The organism is Candidatus Villigracilis saccharophilus, from assembly GCF_016711665.1.
Window position 1 is genome coordinate 64419 of record NZ_JADJSO010000021.1, and the last position, 16198, is coordinate 80616.

Here is a 16198-nt window from a genome sequence, read left to right on the forward strand (position 1 = left end):
ATTATTTAGGGAAACGTCCATGCGAGTATTACTGATAGACGACGAGTCAATGTACTATAAAATGATGGTGAAGGACTTGGAAAAGTCCGGCTACCAATTGGAATATGCCCGCACTGGCAATGAGGGCCTGGCGGCTGTTACATCCAAGAGTCCGGAAGTGGTCATTGTTGATTTGCAGCTGCCAGATATGACTGGTTTTGAGATCATTGAACGATTACGCGCCACTGCAGACTTCGGTCATATCCCGATTCTTGTCATCACCGGCAGACATGAAATCGACAATAAGTTAAAGGCTTTTTCTTTAGGGGCGGACGATTACCTTGTAAAACCATTTAACCTCGAAGAATTGATTGCCCGCCTCGGAAACCTCGCGCGGCGCGGAAATGCCATCAAATATGTACGCAAACTGGAAGCTGACCAGGATAAAAAAACAACACTGATTTCCGTGCATAGCCTAAGGGGTGGCGTGGGTTGTTCAACTTTGGCGGTGAATCTTGGGCTGGCCTTGAATCAGCTATGGTCGAGGCGGACATTGATCATAGACCCTGTCATTACTGCCGGGCAGGTGGCCATGATGTTAAATACTTCTCCGCGGGTCACTCTGGAAAGTTATGCAAACCTCCCGATCGCGGACTTGGATTCCAACGTTGCCGATGACCTTGCCATTCTCCACAAAAGCGGCATTTATTATGCGGCCGCGTCCAAGCTGCCGATTGCAATGGATACATATTCGAATGAGTTCTGGAGTAAATTGCTGGAGAAGTTTATCGGACAAAATGAATTTATTGTTGCTGACGCTCCGCATGATTTTTCTGATAATGCAATTCAATTATTAAATGCATCGACACATATCCTGTTATTAATGGCGCCGGAGTTGTCGTCGTTACGGGCCGCATCGAATGCATTAAATATTTACGATAAACTTGGTTTTCCAGAGACGAAGGTCAAGATTGTCCTGAACATGATCTCCAATCATAGTGGTATTAAACAGGCGCAGCTTGAAAAAGCGCTTGGTTTTCCTATTTCATTCACTCTTCCTTATGACCCTGAGGAGGTGATTCGGGCGATAAATTTTGGAGAGCCGTTCATCCTGAGCAACCCCGAACTGCCCATTTCTGTGAAAATTGAGGATATGGCTTATGCCTTAAGCGATAAGACATATACAAATCTTCCTCCTGCCATACCCTCTGCGACATGGAAACGGGTGACCAATCGCCTTGCGGCGAAGAAAAAATAATACTGATATCTGTCTTGCCAGAGCCCTTTGGCTCAGGATATAAAAACATTCATTCGTAGTAAGATCGAAACGATTGCTTGCTCAAAAAATAACCCGCTGATCTTTTTTTAAATTCGTATGGATTGCGCCAGGCAGCGGAGAAAAGTGAATATGTTACGAATAATGGCAATTCGGTGATTTTAGGAATTGTTCTTGAAATATTTTTCAGTTCGCTCCCTGTTTGTTTTTTTTCTCATCCTTGGGGTGAGTTTTTTTGGTATGCTGTGGATTGGAATTTCCAGCGTGGATGCGCGTATTCTTCTGAGCGATTTGTCACTGGATGGACAACATTCCCGGGATTTTCCTGCCACTGTTTATGTGGTTGGTGATCCTTCAGTTTTGCAGCCAACCCCCATTTTATTTCCAACTCCTTCACCAACCGCCACGTTATTTGTGGAACCGGTTGGTGTAACTACGCCTGTTGTACTATCTGCAGTGAATTCAGCCAATGATTTAAAAGCTTTTATCCATGCTCCTTCAGACCTTCTGGCTCAGCCGTACGTTGTTTTGACTGCCATCGAGGCGATACCGGGCGTTGGTGTTGAGATCAGAGGGATTGAAAACTTGAGGGAATTTGTGTGTACCGCTTCCCCTTGTGCATTGTTCCTGACGGATAGTTCAACGATCAGGTTTACCGCCTACAGCGCCACTGGTAAAAAAAGCCCTGAGGTCATCGCCCATGTGCGGGTGGAAAGCAGGGACGGCGGGTATACTGTCACAATAGATTCCGTGAGCCAACTATCAGTGTATCGGGATTCGTGTTCGAATATCTGGAATGTTAAAGATGAAACCCTGCAGTCGTGGCTTAAGTTCCCTGCATCCCCCTTTCAATTAAATACAGACAAGACCCTGCATTTATTGGCGGCGCGGCTGATTACCAACAAGATCGTGGATGCGCAGGACTGCCCGGGCGGAGGCATGGGAGGGGATTTGGATTTTCCAAATGGCTGCGGCATTGAACGCGCAGGACCGGCCATGACCGAGTGGCAGAACCAGTATGATTTTAAGATTTGGTCAACCAGCCTGGAGGTGGGGGTACCGCCCAGGATATTAAAATCATTAATTGAATACGAATCGCAATATTGGCCTTCCAATCAGCGTTTTTATCTTGATGAAATTGGGTTGGGGCAAATTAATCAATTGGGTATTGACGTGCTTCTGCGGCGGAGTCCGGATTTTTATAATAAGATCTGTTCCTCCGTGTTTTCCGATTGTTCGATCCCATACCTAAGCCTGGATCCATATTCTCAGGCGGTGGTGCGTGGCGCGATTATTAATTCAGTCGATGCCAATTGCCCGGAATGCGCCTATGGTATAGATCTGGAAAGGGCGAACGAAAGCATCCCCTTGATCGCGCAGCTTTTGCGCGCGAATTGTGAAATGGTTGATTTTTTGAATGTGGCTGGCAAGCCTGATGTTGAGTATGAGGATCTGTGGAAATACACCATGGCTGCTTATCACAGTGGCTTTAGTTGCGTGCGGGATGCGGTGGTTTTAACCAGAAAGAACAATGAGTCGTTGGATTGGGATTCAGCCTCTAAGAATCTGGATTGCAAAGGAGCCAGGGAATACGTGGATGGCTTTTGGGGTACCCTGCTTTCGTTTGATACTTATTTGGCTGACTCGGATTCTTCCAGCCTGTTGCAGGTTGCTCCCACTTATCTTCCCACGCGCACCCCGTTCGTGATCCCAATTCCCACCCAGATCACTTCCAAAGCCAAAGTGCTGGTGCGGGTATATTTGGATTCCAATGGGAATGGCTTGCCTGAGAATATTGAATTATTGGATGGGATATCTGCGGACCTTTCATTGGAAAACGGGGTGAAACTCTCAGGCGTGACAATTAAAGGCGAGGTTCTGTTTGATATGAGCAGCTATCCGCCCGGCTTGAAGGTTATCGCCAGCCTGCCGGGTCTGTATCGTGAGAAGTTATTCAGCCTGCCTGAAGATGGAGTTGTGCAGGTAGATTTTGTGTTCGCGTCTCCTGAAATCCCGAATACGCTTCCTTAGTGATAATTGCTGGCATGGAGTGAATATGAGTGATAAACAAACCCCGTCCGACCCCACGGATGAACCTGAAAACCAGGATTCTTCCGCGGAAACTGGACGTGTTTTTTCTAAACGCAAACAAAAACACAGACCGGACCCTCTTCCATCCGATCAGGATCAAAACCGTCCGAATCAAACGGCTTCGCAAACCGAAGATAACGACTCCGTTGAGGATGATCTGCTTGCGGATATCCGTCGTTCTCTGGTTGAGGAAGATAGCTTAAAGAGGGAAAAAACGGATAAGGGAATTTTTCAGCGCGTCACCCGTTTGATTAATCCTGCGGCTAACATTGAACAGGAGCGGGATCGATCACAACCTGAGGAGGTTGAAGAAGCGCCTGTCTTTGAAGATGTACAAAATTTTTTTGATGAGATTGCCGCCTTATCTTCCTGGGAGGAAACTGCATCAGGTTCTGAAACAACTCCAATGTCAGGCTCTGATGCGGAACGTGTTGACGATGCCGATCTTCCCATGGATTGGGACAATACAACCTTTATTCCTGAATTTGGAGAGACTCCAGTCATCACAGAGCAGTCTCCGACCCAGCTGGAGGAAATCAAATCTCGTGGCGCTGAGGTTTTAAAGGTTGATCCAAATGCCGAGGAAAGTAACAAAAGGTTTGAGGCTATTCGAGATGTGGCGTTGGAGAATTACGAAGATGCGCCGTTTCTTGCAGAGGGTGAGAAGCAAGCCATTTCCTGGCGGCAAGGTTTCAAGTCTTTCGTCAGAGGACTGAAACCGTTTGAGCGGACTTTGATACTGGGCGTGATCAGCCTGATCATTATCGCGGGCATGCTCAGCCTGGGCTTTATGGTGATTAAGGCGCAGGTCGCGAACGCCCCTGCTGTACCCGCGCAGGATCTGCCGTATCCGGTCCGGGTGACTCTGCCAGGCGGTTGGGCATTCAACCTTGTCACAGGGACGGTGGTGGATGACAAATGGTCTCCCACCTGGGCTGAATGGCTGCAGGGCACAGAAATATGTAAATGGGTGGCCCTGCCGTGGAGTTTGCAATTGGAAGCCGTGGTTCGTTCCTTTAAATCCGGAGATGTGATCGAGTTGACCATGAGTAATACGGATACGTTGAAATTCAAGGTGTTTTCAATAGAAAATGTGCCGGTTGATGAGATTTCCACCTTGAATAGAAATACGCCCAGTCTGCTGCTGATCTTGGTCAATAAGGATTCCGAGACCCGCTGGGTGGTTACGGCGATCCCATAAGCTGCTCAAGCTGACAAAGAATTAAACCGACCAGGGGCAAGGTGAAAACCTGCCCCATTTTTTTTCAGAAAGGGTATGAGAATGGATAATATAAAGATACTGTTGATCGACAAGGATAAAACCAGCCGAAAATTCCTGGCTCAAATGCTGATTAAAAAAAATTATCAGGTCATCCATGCGGATACCGGCAGGGATGGGGTTGAGAAAGCGGCCCATGAGCAGCCGGATCTGATCATTTTTGATACCAACCTCGACGATCTTGCGGCGAAAGAATTGATCGAGATGCTGCAGAAAAAGCCGTCCACCGCCCTGATACCAGCCGTTGTTTTGAGCAGTCAGTCCACTCCGGATGAGATGCAGGAATGTATGCAGGCCGGCTGCGCGGAATATTATGTCAAATCCGGCATGGTGACGCTGACCCTGGTCAATGCCATTCCCAAGATCTTGTTGGAAAAGAAGCGCGAGCATCCTGAAAAAAAGGATGGGTTGATCATCGTTTTTCTGAGCGCGAACGGCGGGATCGGGACTTCATCCCTGTGCGCTAATATCGCCATGAATGTCGCGCAGCAGATCCATCCTTCCACAGTGGGTGTCGTGGATTTGGTACTGCCGATGGGATCTCTTGCCGAGATCGTGGGCGCGCACGATACGGATTTTAATATCATCAAGGTTTCTGAAATGCCTGCTGAGGCGATGACACCCGGATATTTTCAAAGCAAAATGCTGGTCCCGCCGCAATGGTTGGTGCATTTGCTGCCAGGCTCACCGGACCCGGCCATGTCAAATCATTTGGTGGTGGAGAATATCTCGGGTATCTTTTATGCCTTAAAGAAAACCTATGATTACACCTTTGTGGATCTGGGGCGCACCCTGTCGAAGATCAGCCTGCCCATCATTCATGAAGCGGATTTGATCGTGCTGATCGTGGGGACGAACCAGAGTACGGTGCATCTGACAAAAAAAGCCTGGAACTACCTGCTTGATCAGGGTATTCAAAAGCATAAATTATTCCCGATCCTTAACCGTGCCGTTGGGCTTGAAGGTCTCACCAAAGCCGAAGCGGAAAATTTCCTGGGTTTTGAGATCAAGCTGACCATTCCATACATGATGGGTAATTTTGCGCTTGCCAATAATCAAAATACTCCCATCGGATTAAAATTCCCAAATGATACGGTCAGTATTATGCTGAAACAAGCCGCCTTTGAAATCTCAAAGCAGGCGATCAAGGTTCAGGATAAATAACCGGATATTATTGTATGTGGATTTCCAATTGCATTTGAAAAATAATAGCGGCGCATCATCAAGATGCGCCGCTATTGGTTCAAAAATAATTCTGCGAATTATTGGATCAAGATGATCGCAGGGTCATTTAATGGCCCATAAAACAAACTGGAGTCATACATGATCTCAGCCTGTCCATTTCCATTCATTCCCCAAGTGTAACAAATAAATTGAAGTGTTTGTTTCTGGAGTTGGCCGCTTCCAGCAAAATAGCAATTTGAATCTTGTGCCAAAATAGTTCCGGTAATTTTTGCATTACTGTTTCCATTGACATCAAGATCACTTGAATTACCCGGGGGCATGTAGATTAATAAACCCTTTGTGTCACCGCTGGTTGGAGCCGACAACTTAACCTCCGCACCACCATTCCACTTCAGTTCCCCTGTTTTTAAAACAATGGTAACACCATTTCCGGTGAGTTTGGCGTTGTTATTAACCTTGAAATCCCCTGTTACGCAGTAAACACCGGGATTAAGGGTGGAAATTCCTGAAGGAGGAAAATCTCCTGTCCAATTGCCTGGTTTTAAAGTGCTGCTGCCTAGGGATACTGGCTCAGCAGTGCTTGAACAAGTAATTCCAAGGTCGGCAGGTGGGGCAGCGATGGTTTGGTTGAATATTTTTTTACCGCAGCCATCCTGACCTTTAAGGGAACTCCAATCTGCATCGCTGCTTTCTGAAGACGGCGCGGCTGTTATAACATCTGCACACTCGGTTCCCGATTCCGCCTTTTTCAACTGAGCCTCGCCCCCTGTAAAGTCAATACAATTCCCGTCCAATGATGCGGTGCCCAAATCCCCTCCCCAAACTTGAAGTTTTGAACTTCCTTGGATAAATAGGGCTTTATCTTTCTGACCGTTCCCGCAATTTCCCAATTTTGTTGCGAATACGGAACTGCCGGCATAAAATGGGCCGCCGCCGCTCATATCACAAGCGCGGGCAGTTGCGAAGACTCTATTCGTCATCTGGCGAATTCCCACTACTGTTGCAAAGGTGGTGTTTATATGGGATTCGATCTCGACCCTTATGTCTAGGTTCTCTACCCCGGGTCCTGTCGCTGCGGGGCATCCGCTTGCAGATGGTGTTGTCGTAATTGTTACCGTATTACTGACGAGATCACTGTCGTAACCATTGTTCAAAGCAATATTTTTTGCGGCTAGTGTTATATCCGTGCTGTGAGTTGGGTCGCTCACATGCGCCAGTGCGGCGGCATAGGCGGCTGAATCAGCCGCATTTTGAGCGTGACGGTGATCTGAGTATGCCATCCCTCCGTCTACTGCCAGACCAACCAATCCGATCAAGCCGATGATTGCGAATGTGATGATGATCAGTGCCTGTCCGCGTTCTGTTTTGGAAGTTTTATTATGCTTTGTCATTTTTACCTCATTTTATCTATGGACTACACTTTGGAGTAAGTATGGTATTGGTAGCGTTTGCCCTAAGCGTGATTTTGTTCGTGCCTATCATGGAACCAACCATCGGGAAAATCAATAAGTGGTCGTAATTGATTGATACTGTAACTGAGTTCGGCTTGGGCGGTGTGGAAGCATCATAACCCCTGGCAATTTGACCCGTTTATGATGACTCCCACATTGTCCAGAGTCAGGGTCATTACATCCGAAGATGCTGCGATTGCGCGGTATTTCATGCCGTCTACTTTATCTGGCTTAAAGGAACCATAAATCGCGCCTTCTGCTGCAGCGTCGCGAATCGCAACATATTGGAAAAGCGCAATGCCAAAATCAACCGCGCCAAGTAACAGGAGCAGGATAACCGTCAGGCTAATGGCAAGTTCCACCAAGCTTTGACCGCGAGATTCTTTTGTAAATTTTGCAAATGTCTTCATAAATATATTAAGGCCGGCTACAGGTGGAATAAGGAGCGGCTATGTTTAGCACGGGGTTTGAGGCAGAGTGGTTGTTCTTCGAGAATGTAAATGTAACGGTGGTTACACTTTGGCTGATCACATTACCTTTGAGAGTGCCAGTCCCGGATGTATATGGGCTTGTTGTAGCTGGCAATGTCGACCCCAGATTTAGGGTTGAGGAATTATTGACTGATAAAGCGGTCAATTGAACATTATTACTGCCTGAGCCGGCATTTGACCATCCAATCTTCACAGAAGTAATGGGAATATCGATCCCAACCTTGTTGGTGATTACCCAGGTTGTTTGAGAGCCCGTTTTAGTGAGAGAACCCACGGCAAAGTTGGTTGCTGTGCAGGAATAAGCATTGGCTGATAAGGAGGTCGGTGTAACAGATGATGCTGTGATTGAGCCTATACTGGCAGTAAATGAATTATTAAAAAGTGTGGAGGAGCCTGTTGACGAAGCATAGGAATAAGTATAGGTGCAGGAAGTGGATTGGCCGGGATTGATACTCGCGGCGGCGTTCGCGCAATTTGCGGTGATCGGGGTGGATGGAATCGAACTGCCAGAGCCTGTAAAGAGCGGAGAGGAACTTAATGTTGATGAAATATTGTAAGGCTTGGAAAGCGCAAAATTACCGGTGTTCGTAATTGTATATGTATAGATGATGGTAAGGTCGCTTGGTGTGATATTTGTTTTATTTTGTGCCACGGTAAGTGTGAACTTTCCTGTGGCAACCGTGGTGCCGGCTGGCGCGCTGAAGTAATCAATTCCTCCAAATTGGGCTTTTGCCGTGCCACTATTTGTGACACTGCCCGCGTTAATTTCGGCCTGCGACACGGGATGCGAACCGCTGCAAGTGCGGGCAACATTGGGTGGCAGGCTTGTTGAATCACAGGTAATGGTTGCCTTATCATCCGTGATTGACAGGTTGCTCAGGGTGATATTCCCATCATTTACGATTTTATAAACATAATCGATATTGCTGCCGTTGACGGTTCCGGTAATTGAAAAGATGGATAACCCTTTGGTCTGTGTGATATTCACAGTCGTTGTGATCGCATTCGAATCAGATATAAAGTCGGCGCTGGCGATCCACGTGTTGGTAAGCGCTGCGCCTGTATCTATATCACCTTGTGAGACAAATCTTATTCCTTTGCATGTGATTGAACTTTTTCCAATGAGGGTGGTAGCGCATGCCGCATCTAAGGTTACGCCGTTAACGCCGGCAGATTTAATTGAAACTCCAGTAACCGGAAAAAAACCGATATTCGTTATTGTGTAATCAAACCTGATTAGATCGCCTGCTTTTAGGGGTGCTGGGTTGGTAATGGGATCGGTGACCGCAACACTTAAGATGATCTGTTGCGGTGTCGCGAGCGCTGTACTGGTTAAATTAACTGAAACCTGGGTTGCTGTTTGAGCGGCTGCCGCTATTTCTGTTTGAGCGACAGCAGCTGTTGCTGTTTGAGCTGCGGCGGCGGTGGCAGTCTGGACACCTGCAGCTGTTGCTGTTTGAGCTGCGACAGCAGTTGCTGTTTTTTCAGCATTGGTCAGTATCTTGGGGGCAGAAATGGAAATGGATGCGATGATGGTGCGTTCGCTGGTAGATGTGATGGTGAACGGCTCCAAGGGTACGATGGAAACGATCGGTTCCCACTGAGTAGAGACGCTGATTTTGATTCTATCTCCATTTTTTACACTGGAAAAACTTCCGCAAGAGGGGTTGGCTGGATTTAGCGGTATTTCAGCACCAGTATCATCGTCTATTCCGCCATCATAGGTAATCTGAATGTCTGCATCGTCAAAACTATTAATAAAACCAACGGTTTGCGCTGCCCGCCTTATTCCCTCACAATCCTGATATAAAGGTACATTATCTGCGTTTCTTCCCATCGCCGACCCATAGCGGACTGCTTCACGGGCTGCCGAAACCGTTGATGCGTAAATAAAGATTAACCGCCCGGTTTCCATTAAACCGAAAACTAAAATTAGCAGGATTGGAAGTGCTAATGCAAATTCAACCATTGCTTGGGCATGTTTTTTTTGGATTTTGTCTGGTTGTGATTTGATCATACGATCACTCTGTTTAATAACTTAATATTGAACAGCGTTTTCAAATCCCGCCCTGGCTTGCTTATTCTGGAAGAAGTGCTGGCTTGGTTGTGAATGCAGGCGGGTACATGAAGACGCGGCGCATAACTATTTTTTATTTTACCCTTGTCACTTATTTTGTGCCATATTGTACTTAAACAAAGCGATAGGTCGTAAGTTAACACGGCCATTTGCGGTTAGCATAGCATAATTTATAAAAAAAACACTACCCAGAAGGATGAAAAAAGGATGGTTTTTGTGCCAGTTATTGTTTGTTTTGGCAGTCCATATGGACGGGATTTTATAAACAAAAGTGTGGAGAACTTTTTGTCCGCTTGGCCTGATATAATTTTGTGATGATAGTAAATTTAAGTTCTTCGAAATCGCCAAAAACACGTTTATCCGCCATTGTTACCCAACTCCTCAAACGCCCAGGTCAGCCTGTGTTGGTCAAGATCGCAGTCGGTGAACTCACGCAACTTACGACCGAAGAGATCCGTGGTGAGTGGTCAGCCCTTGTAAATAATTCGCCGCTCGAAAAAGCCGCGCTGACCATTCGACTCGTCCGCGCCGAACAGCAGTGCATGGCGTGTTTTCACAAATATCACCCGCTCGATCGGGAAATCTCCTGTCCGCAGTGCGGGAGCGCCGGAGCGAAGATCATCGCGGGGGAGGAGTTCCACCTTGAATCCACTCAGGAAGAAAATGAATAAGCGCATCGTTTTTTTGAGCGGATTCCTGCTCATTATGCTTGCCTGCACTTTGGGAAATCCGCCTCAATCCCAGACCTCTGACCTGCTTGCCACACTGGCGGCTTCCACCCCGCTGACAGGCAGTCCCGCCGCGCCGTCTGGAGAGGCGACCGAGTCTCCCACATTATCATCTGTCACTCTGCCCACGCCGATCCCTTCCACATTGACCGTGCCGACTTCCGCATCCACAGGTCAGCCGACAGGCAAGATCGTTTACACCTGCCAGATATTTAAAGTCCAGGCTGGCAACCAGATCTGCATCATTAACGCCGATGGGACAGGTTTTCGCCGCCTGACAACCGATGATTCAAAACAGCATTACTATCCGTCCCTTTCTCCGGATGGAAGAAGCGTGATCTACGCTGCCTTCCGCGAATCGAATGTCTACGAAATTTATGAAATGAATATCGCCTCGGGCGCGGTTGTGCAATTGACGAATCGGCTGGGCAACCTGAACGCGCCTGAGATCTCACCGGATGGGGAATCCATCGTTTTTAAACGCGCGCGGCCAAACTCTGATGAAAATCAACTCTTTTTGATGGAACGCAATGGAGCTGACCCGAACAATATCCCCGCCCTCAGCGGTTGGGACCCGACCTGGTCGCCGGATGGAAAATTAATCCTGTTCGCCTCTAACCGCGATGGGGCGGTGCAGTTGTTTACTGTCCGTGCCAATGGCAAGGGGCTGCATAAGGTCAGTGACCTGCCTGCCATCCGCGGGCGGAGCGATTGGTCACCCGATGGAAAATATATTGTGACCTATTCCGGTGCTCCCTGGGAGCACGAAGTCTATCTCATGACTGCTGATGGAAGCAACGCGCATATCGTCTCGCCGCAAGGTGGGAATTCTCAAGGCGCATCCTTCTCACCGGATAGTGAATGGATTGCGTTCACCGCATATTTTGATCACCCCAGTGACGATCACGGCTGCGAGATCTATATCATGCGGATTGACGGCACGGACCTGCGTCGTTTAACCAGCAATGACTATTGCGATTATCAACCCCGCTGGGGACCATGATCTCACGTCATTGCGAGGGTGGTGCGCGAAGCGTTCCGCCCGAAGCAATCCCATGTTTCCAATGAGATTGCTTCACCACCGATGTAAAAGAGCGGCGGTTCGCAACGACATAAAATTTATTGGTGTACGATTGAAAATAGACAAAATACATTTCGGAGGACAGATATGGGATTCTTTTCCAGGTTGTTTGGGGCGGCCACACCAAGCTTGACTGCGGCTGAGGTTGAAGAAAAACTGAAATTTGGTAAACATCCAATGATCCTGGATGTGCGCCAGCCCGATGAATATCGTCAGGGACATATCACAGGCGCCAAGTTGATCCCGCTCAATGAACTGCATCGCCGCATGAAGGAATTGCCGAAGGGACGTGATATCGTTTGTGTGTGCGCTAGCGGAAGCCGCAGCGCGTCTGCGGCGAAAATATTAATAAAAGAAGGATATGTTGTTTTTGATTTGCGGGGCGGTATGCTAGCCTGGCGCAGGGCAAAACTGCCTGTACAGAAATGATCAAGATTATTTCTGTCGTTGCGAGGAGTGAATGCGACGACACTTGCGCCGTACCGCCAGTGCGGTTGCAACCTCCTGATTTACTCTACATACCCCGCTGGTTTTAGATCCTTCAAGTTTAATTGATACCCGATGCGGCCGTTATATTCATTCACTTCATAGGTGAATAATATATCCACACGCGGCGGCATTTTCTTTTGCCATTCACCCAGCCTGAATCCGATCGCGTCGTGAGTGTAGCCGCTTTTTTCTTCTTCGAGCAGTAATTTCAAATGTTTTGCATCCGCGCCGACCGTGCGCGCACTTTTTACCTTGACGTTGCGCGCAACAAATGCCGCCTCGCGATTTCCATAACCGGTCGGCTCGAGATATTTCAAACATTTTTCGAACAGGTCTGCGCGGAAATCTGCCAGCGAGACATACGCCTCGGCTGTGACCGTCGGCTTGAGATCTTCGTTCGACAGTTTTTCTTTGGCGTAGGCTTTTAGCCGCGATACGAGTTCTGACAGATTCTCGTTCCTGACGGTAAATCCCGCGGCGGCGGCATGACCTCCGTGACGGACAAGCAGGTCGGCGCAATGATCGAGCGCCTCGGTAATGTGGAACTCAGGGATGGAGCGGCACGAGCCGCGGGTCTCCGTCTCGCCTTTAGATGCGACGATGGCGGGGCGGTAATAGGTGTCTGTCAGGCGGGATGCCGCGAGGCCGATCACGCCTGAATTGAAATCCTCCTGGGCGGCAAAAAGCAGGAAGGCATGCGGGTCTTCGCCGATCGCGATCTCTTCGGCTCTTTTTTGCATATCTTTTGTAATGCGCTGCCGTTCCCGGTTTTGCATGTCCAGGACCTGCGCCAGTTCGCCCGCGCGAAAGACATCCTTTGTGGTTAATAATTCGAATGCTGCCAGAGCTTCTTTTAATCTGCCTGCCGCGTTTAAACGCGGACCCAGCGAAAAACCGATATTCCCCGCGTTGACTTTCGCCAGCTTGATCTCTGACACCGCCGCAAGCGAAGATAATCCCTGCCGCGCGGTTTGACGCATTTGCCTGAGTCCCCTGCGGACCAGAATACGATTTTCGCCGACCAGCGGCGCGAGGTCTGCCACGGTCCCTAGTGCGACAAGGTCGAGCAGGGAATCAAGGCTGAAAGCTGAAGGGTAAATACTTAAGAGCGCCTCCGCTATTTTGTAGGCGATACCCACGCCAGCCAGGTCTTTGTCAGGATAGACATCGCCAGGTTGTTTGGTGTTGATCACGGCAAATGCGGGGGGCAGGTCACCTTCTGCGGGGTGGTGATGGTCGCTGATGATCAGATCCAGCCCGATGGTTTGCGCGTGAAGCGCCTCACTCGGGGATCGAATCCCGCAGTCCACGGTAATGACCAGCTGCACGCCGTCCGCTTTGAGTTCATCCAGCGCGTTGTTATTTAATCCATAGCCTTCTTCGAACCGATTGGGAATGTATCCGCGCACATTCGCATTCAATTGCTGCAGTGTTTCCACCAGCAGCGCGGTGGAGGTGACGCCGTCCACATCATAATCGCCATAGATGGCGATCGGTTCATGCTTTTGAATGGCGGTTTGGATCCTGTCCACCGATTGTTTCATGCCGCTCATTTGGAATGGATCGGTGTTGAAGTCGGGCTTGGCGTTGAGATAGGCGCGTGCTTCGGCGTCTGTTGTGTATCCGCGGTTGAAGAGGATCTGCCGCAGGATGGGGGGAAATGCTGAAAGCGCGGTATCAGCTTCGGGCGTGATGAGGGGCGGAACGATCCAGCGTTTGTTATTGATCATGATTTTGTTCGTGGAGTATAAACGTTCAATGGATGGCTTGGAAGGGTGTTGTATAATTTGTTCATATCAAAAGGAAAAAATATGAAACCACTTGAATCCGATGAAAAGACCGCCTTGGTGATGTTCTATACCGCTACTGCGCTGATACGGGGGGAGATCGTTGTAAAAATAAATCAGCGTGTCAATATCTGGCTGCGTTCACTGGGCGTTCCGAATTACATCCATATCCATAAGGCGCAGGTGATTTCTTTTATTGGCGCGCCGCCGCGGAATTCCTCCTTCTCCGAAATGTTCCTGCCGGCTGCTCAAGTGCTGGGATTCCATCTCGTTCCGCCAGCGGATGAACCGTTGGATTATGAAGAAGGCGAGGCCATGCGTATGATGCAGGCTGTGGATGTGGTCATCGGGACTTTTGTGTTCAAGGGCAAAGCCCGCATCTCTACACAAATGGATTTTGCCGCCAGTCTCGATGTGATGCGCTCCACGTGGTTGTCGATCTATGACGCGGACATCAGCAACCCGAACCTGCCGCAGTTCAAAATGCAGGTGCCGATGCTTTTGGTGAATCCCACCCAGGTGACGTTTGGATTGGTGTAATGGATATTTCCCTGACAACTCCCGCTTTATTATTCCCGACCGTGTCTTTGTTGATGCTGGCTTATACAAATCGTTTCCTTACCCTGGCGACCATTATCCGCAATTTACACGACCGATACAAGAATGATCAGAATGACAACCTGCTTGGGCAGATCGCGAACCTGCGCTATCGAGTCTATCTGATCCGCAACATGCAGATCTTCGGCGTGCTGAGCCTGCTCTTTTGTGTGATCAGCATGTTCGCGCTTTTCGCGGGCTGGGTCACGGGCGGACAGTGGAGCTTTGCCATCGCATTACTGCTCATGATCGTTTCGATGTTGATCTCCCTGCGCGAGTTGCAGATCTCGGTCGGCGCGTTGGATCTGTTGCTGGTGGAGTTGGAAGATGAGGAAAAGAAGGGGTGAGTCAGGTTAAAGATAATAATCATTCATAGACCTCGAAGATTTTCGCGAAACGAATCTCCGAGGTCTTCTTCATCGTGCCTACTGTATAATCCCACGCACCATGGACTTCCACAAACTTCCCAGCCCTTCTGCGAAACGAATTGCTCTACGCATCAGCCCGCCCGCGGAGCGCGCTTTGCGGCAGGGGCATCCCTGGGTCTTCGATCAATCCATCACCGAGCAAAGCCACAAAGGCGCGCCCGGTGACCTGGCTGTCATCTTCGACGACAAGCGCCGCTTCCTCGCCATCGGTCTGTATGACCCGTTATCCGCGATCCGCGTGCGCATTTTGCAATCGCGTGACTCCGCCACTATCAACGCGGATTGGTTCAAAAACAAACTCGCCAGCGCCGCCCTTGTGCGCGCATCTTTGGCGCAAACCAACACGACAGGCTATCGGGTTGTCCACGGCGAGAACGACGGCTTGCCCGGTCTCATCATTGACCGTTACGCCGATACCCTCGTTCTAAAACTTTACACACCCGCCTGGGTTCCGCACCTCAAAGAATTTTGCGAAGCGCTGGCGCAGGTCAGCCCATCCACTCATTTGATCCTGCGCCTCAACCGCTCCCTGCAAAAGCAGACAGAATATTTATACGGACTCACTGACGGGATGACGCTCTCGCCTCACACGCCCCCGAGCCTGATCCTGTTCAAAGAAAATGGACTGACCTTTGAGTCTGATCCCATTCACGGCCAGAAGACAGGTTTCTTCCTAGACCAGCGTGACAACCGCGCCAGAGTTGAGAAATTATCCAAAGATAAATCTGTGTTAAATGTATTCGCCTACACTGGCGGATTCTCCGTCTATGCCGCGCGCGGCGGTGCGAAGCAAGTGGTCAGCGTGGATATCAGCGCGCCCGCCATCGAAGCCGCGATCCGCAACATGGCATACAACAAACTGTCCCCAGCCATTCATGAAACCATCGCTGATGATGCCTTTGAAGTCTTGGCGCGCATGGAGTCGCAAAAACGTCTCTTTGACCTGGTCATCATTGACCCGCCCATGTTCGCTCAAAGTGAAAAGCAGATCGAAGGGGCATTATCTGCCTATCGAAAATTGACCCGCTTGGGATTGAGCGTCTTGCGGCAGGGTGGCACGCTGGTGCAGGCATCCTGTTCCAGCCGTGTGGATGCTGACTCGTTTTTCGAATCCATCCACCGATCCGCCAGGGAAGCGGGACGCAGGTTAACAGAGATCGAGCGTACTGGTCACGCTCTCGATCATCCGATCGGATTTAAAGAAGGGGCGTATCTGAAATGTCTATTTGCTTCCGTTTAAATTTGCCGTAACCGCGAAG

At 49.1% G+C, this 16198-nt stretch carries 14 protein-coding genes; 10 read left to right on the forward strand and 4 right to left on the reverse strand.

What is annotated here, in order from left to right; translation table 11 throughout:
- Positions 1–19: 19 nt before the first annotated feature.
- The 4 genes from IPL17_RS08920 (at position 20) to IPL17_RS08935 (ending at position 5789) form a co-directional block, all read left to right on the forward strand.
- Positions 20–1237, forward strand: coding sequence for a response regulator (locus tag IPL17_RS08920; protein WP_345306733.1), 1218 nt, complete (start codon positions 20–22; stop codon positions 1235–1237).
- Positions 1238–1495: 258 nt separating this feature from the next.
- Complete coding sequence (locus IPL17_RS08925; RefSeq protein WP_345306734.1) at positions 1496–3286, forward strand: hypothetical protein; 1791 nt, start codon at positions 1496–1498, stop codon at positions 3284–3286.
- 25 nt (positions 3287–3311) lie between these two features.
- Positions 3312–4547, forward strand: coding sequence for a hypothetical protein (locus IPL17_RS08930; protein WP_345306735.1), 1236 nt, complete (start codon positions 3312–3314; stop codon positions 4545–4547).
- Positions 4548–4628: 81 nt separating this feature from the next.
- The gene (locus IPL17_RS08935) at positions 4629–5789 is read left to right on the forward strand and encodes a response regulator (protein WP_345306736.1); all 1161 of its coding nucleotides are present in this window, start codon (positions 4629–4631) and stop codon (positions 5787–5789) included.
- A 98-nt stretch (positions 5790–5887) separates the two neighbouring features.
- Here the strand turns inward: IPL17_RS08935 and IPL17_RS08940 are convergent, their stop codons facing one another.
- From IPL17_RS08940 to IPL17_RS08950, 3 genes are all read right to left on the reverse strand, one after another.
- Positions 5888–7201: a Tad domain-containing protein gene (locus tag IPL17_RS08940; protein ID WP_345306737.1), complete on the reverse strand. Its 1314-nt coding sequence runs from the start codon at positions 7199–7201 to the stop codon at positions 5888–5890.
- 173 nt (positions 7202–7374) lie between these two features.
- A complete protein-coding gene (locus IPL17_RS08945; protein WP_345306738.1) occupies positions 7375–7671 on the reverse strand; it encodes a TadE family protein in 297 nt (98 codons plus the stop codon).
- Between the two features lie 7 nt (positions 7672–7678).
- The gene (locus IPL17_RS08950; RefSeq protein WP_345306739.1) at positions 7679–9769 is read right to left on the reverse strand and encodes a TadE/TadG family type IV pilus assembly protein; all 2091 of its coding nucleotides are present in this window, start codon (positions 9767–9769) and stop codon (positions 7679–7681) included.
- 374 nt (positions 9770–10143) lie between these two features.
- Between IPL17_RS08950 and IPL17_RS08955 the strand changes: the two genes are divergently transcribed.
- The 3 genes from IPL17_RS08955 (at position 10144) to IPL17_RS08965 (ending at position 12067) form a co-directional block, all read left to right on the forward strand.
- Positions 10144–10500, forward strand: a complete 357-nt coding sequence (locus IPL17_RS08955; protein WP_345306740.1) for a hydrogenase maturation nickel metallochaperone HypA — start codon at positions 10144–10146, stop codon at positions 10498–10500.
- Complete coding sequence (locus IPL17_RS08960; RefSeq protein ID WP_345306741.1) at positions 10493–11560, forward strand: hypothetical protein; 1068 nt, start codon at positions 10493–10495, stop codon at positions 11558–11560. The genes IPL17_RS08955 and IPL17_RS08960 overlap by 8 nt, the downstream gene beginning before the upstream one ends.
- Before the next feature lie 165 nt (positions 11561–11725).
- On the forward strand, positions 11726–12067 hold the full coding sequence (locus IPL17_RS08965; RefSeq protein ID WP_345306742.1) for a rhodanese-like domain-containing protein: 342 nt from the start codon (positions 11726–11728) through the stop codon (positions 12065–12067).
- An 80-nt stretch (positions 12068–12147) separates the two neighbouring features.
- Here IPL17_RS08965 and recJ read toward each other — a convergent pair whose 3' ends face one another.
- Positions 12148–13857, reverse strand: a complete 1710-nt coding sequence (gene recJ, locus IPL17_RS08970) for a single-stranded-DNA-specific exonuclease RecJ (RefSeq protein WP_345306743.1) — start codon at positions 13855–13857, stop codon at positions 12148–12150.
- Between the two features lie 81 nt (positions 13858–13938).
- Between recJ and IPL17_RS08975 the strand changes: the two genes are divergently transcribed.
- From IPL17_RS08975 to IPL17_RS08985, 3 genes are all read left to right on the forward strand, one after another.
- Positions 13939–14454, forward strand: coding sequence for a hypothetical protein (locus IPL17_RS08975; protein ID WP_345306744.1), 516 nt, complete (start codon positions 13939–13941; stop codon positions 14452–14454).
- Complete coding sequence (locus tag IPL17_RS08980; RefSeq protein ID WP_345306745.1) at positions 14454–14858, forward strand: DUF2721 domain-containing protein; 405 nt, start codon at positions 14454–14456, stop codon at positions 14856–14858. The genes IPL17_RS08975 and IPL17_RS08980 overlap by 1 nt, the downstream gene beginning before the upstream one ends.
- Positions 14859–14958: 100 nt before the next feature.
- Entirely contained in the window at positions 14959–16179 is a 1221-nt protein-coding gene (locus tag IPL17_RS08985; RefSeq protein WP_345306746.1) for a class I SAM-dependent rRNA methyltransferase, read from the forward strand.
- The last annotated feature ends 19 nt before the right edge of the window (positions 16180–16198 follow it).

Excerpts from the sequence above, each read along its gene's own strand:
- IPL17_RS08920 (WP_345306733.1), top strand. The coding sequence starts at position 20 with ATGCGAGTATTACTGATAGACGACGAGTCAATGTACTATAAAATGATG.
- IPL17_RS08925 (WP_345306734.1), top strand. The coding sequence starts at position 1,496 with ATGCTGTGGATTGGAATTTCCAGCGTGGATGCGCGTATTCTTCTGAGC.
- IPL17_RS08930 (WP_345306735.1), top strand. The coding sequence starts at position 3,312 with ATGAGTGATAAACAAACCCCGTCCGACCCCACGGATGAACCTGAAAAC.
- IPL17_RS08935 (WP_345306736.1), top strand. The coding sequence starts at position 4,629 with ATGGATAATATAAAGATACTGTTGATCGACAAGGATAAAACCAGCCGA.
- IPL17_RS08940 (WP_345306737.1), bottom strand. The coding sequence starts at position 7,201 with ATGACAAAGCATAATAAAACTTCCAAAACAGAACGCGGACAGGCACTG.
- IPL17_RS08945 (WP_345306738.1), bottom strand. The coding sequence starts at position 7,671 with ATGAAGACATTTGCAAAATTTACAAAAGAATCTCGCGGTCAAAGCTTG.
- IPL17_RS08950 (WP_345306739.1), bottom strand. The coding sequence starts at position 9,769 with ATGATCAAATCACAACCAGACAAAATCCAAAAAAAACATGCCCAAGCA.
- IPL17_RS08955 (WP_345306740.1), top strand. The coding sequence starts at position 10,144 with ATGATAGTAAATTTAAGTTCTTCGAAATCGCCAAAAACACGTTTATCC.
- IPL17_RS08960 (WP_345306741.1), top strand. The coding sequence starts at position 10,493 with ATGAATAAGCGCATCGTTTTTTTGAGCGGATTCCTGCTCATTATGCTT.
- IPL17_RS08965 (WP_345306742.1), top strand. The coding sequence starts at position 11,726 with ATGGGATTCTTTTCCAGGTTGTTTGGGGCGGCCACACCAAGCTTGACT.
- recJ (WP_345306743.1), bottom strand. The coding sequence starts at position 13,857 with ATGATCAATAACAAACGCTGGATCGTTCCGCCCCTCATCACGCCCGAA.
- IPL17_RS08975 (WP_345306744.1), top strand. The coding sequence starts at position 13,939 with ATGAAACCACTTGAATCCGATGAAAAGACCGCCTTGGTGATGTTCTAT.
- IPL17_RS08980 (WP_345306745.1), top strand. The coding sequence starts at position 14,454 with ATGGATATTTCCCTGACAACTCCCGCTTTATTATTCCCGACCGTGTCT.
- IPL17_RS08985 (WP_345306746.1), top strand. The coding sequence starts at position 14,959 with ATGGACTTCCACAAACTTCCCAGCCCTTCTGCGAAACGAATTGCTCTA.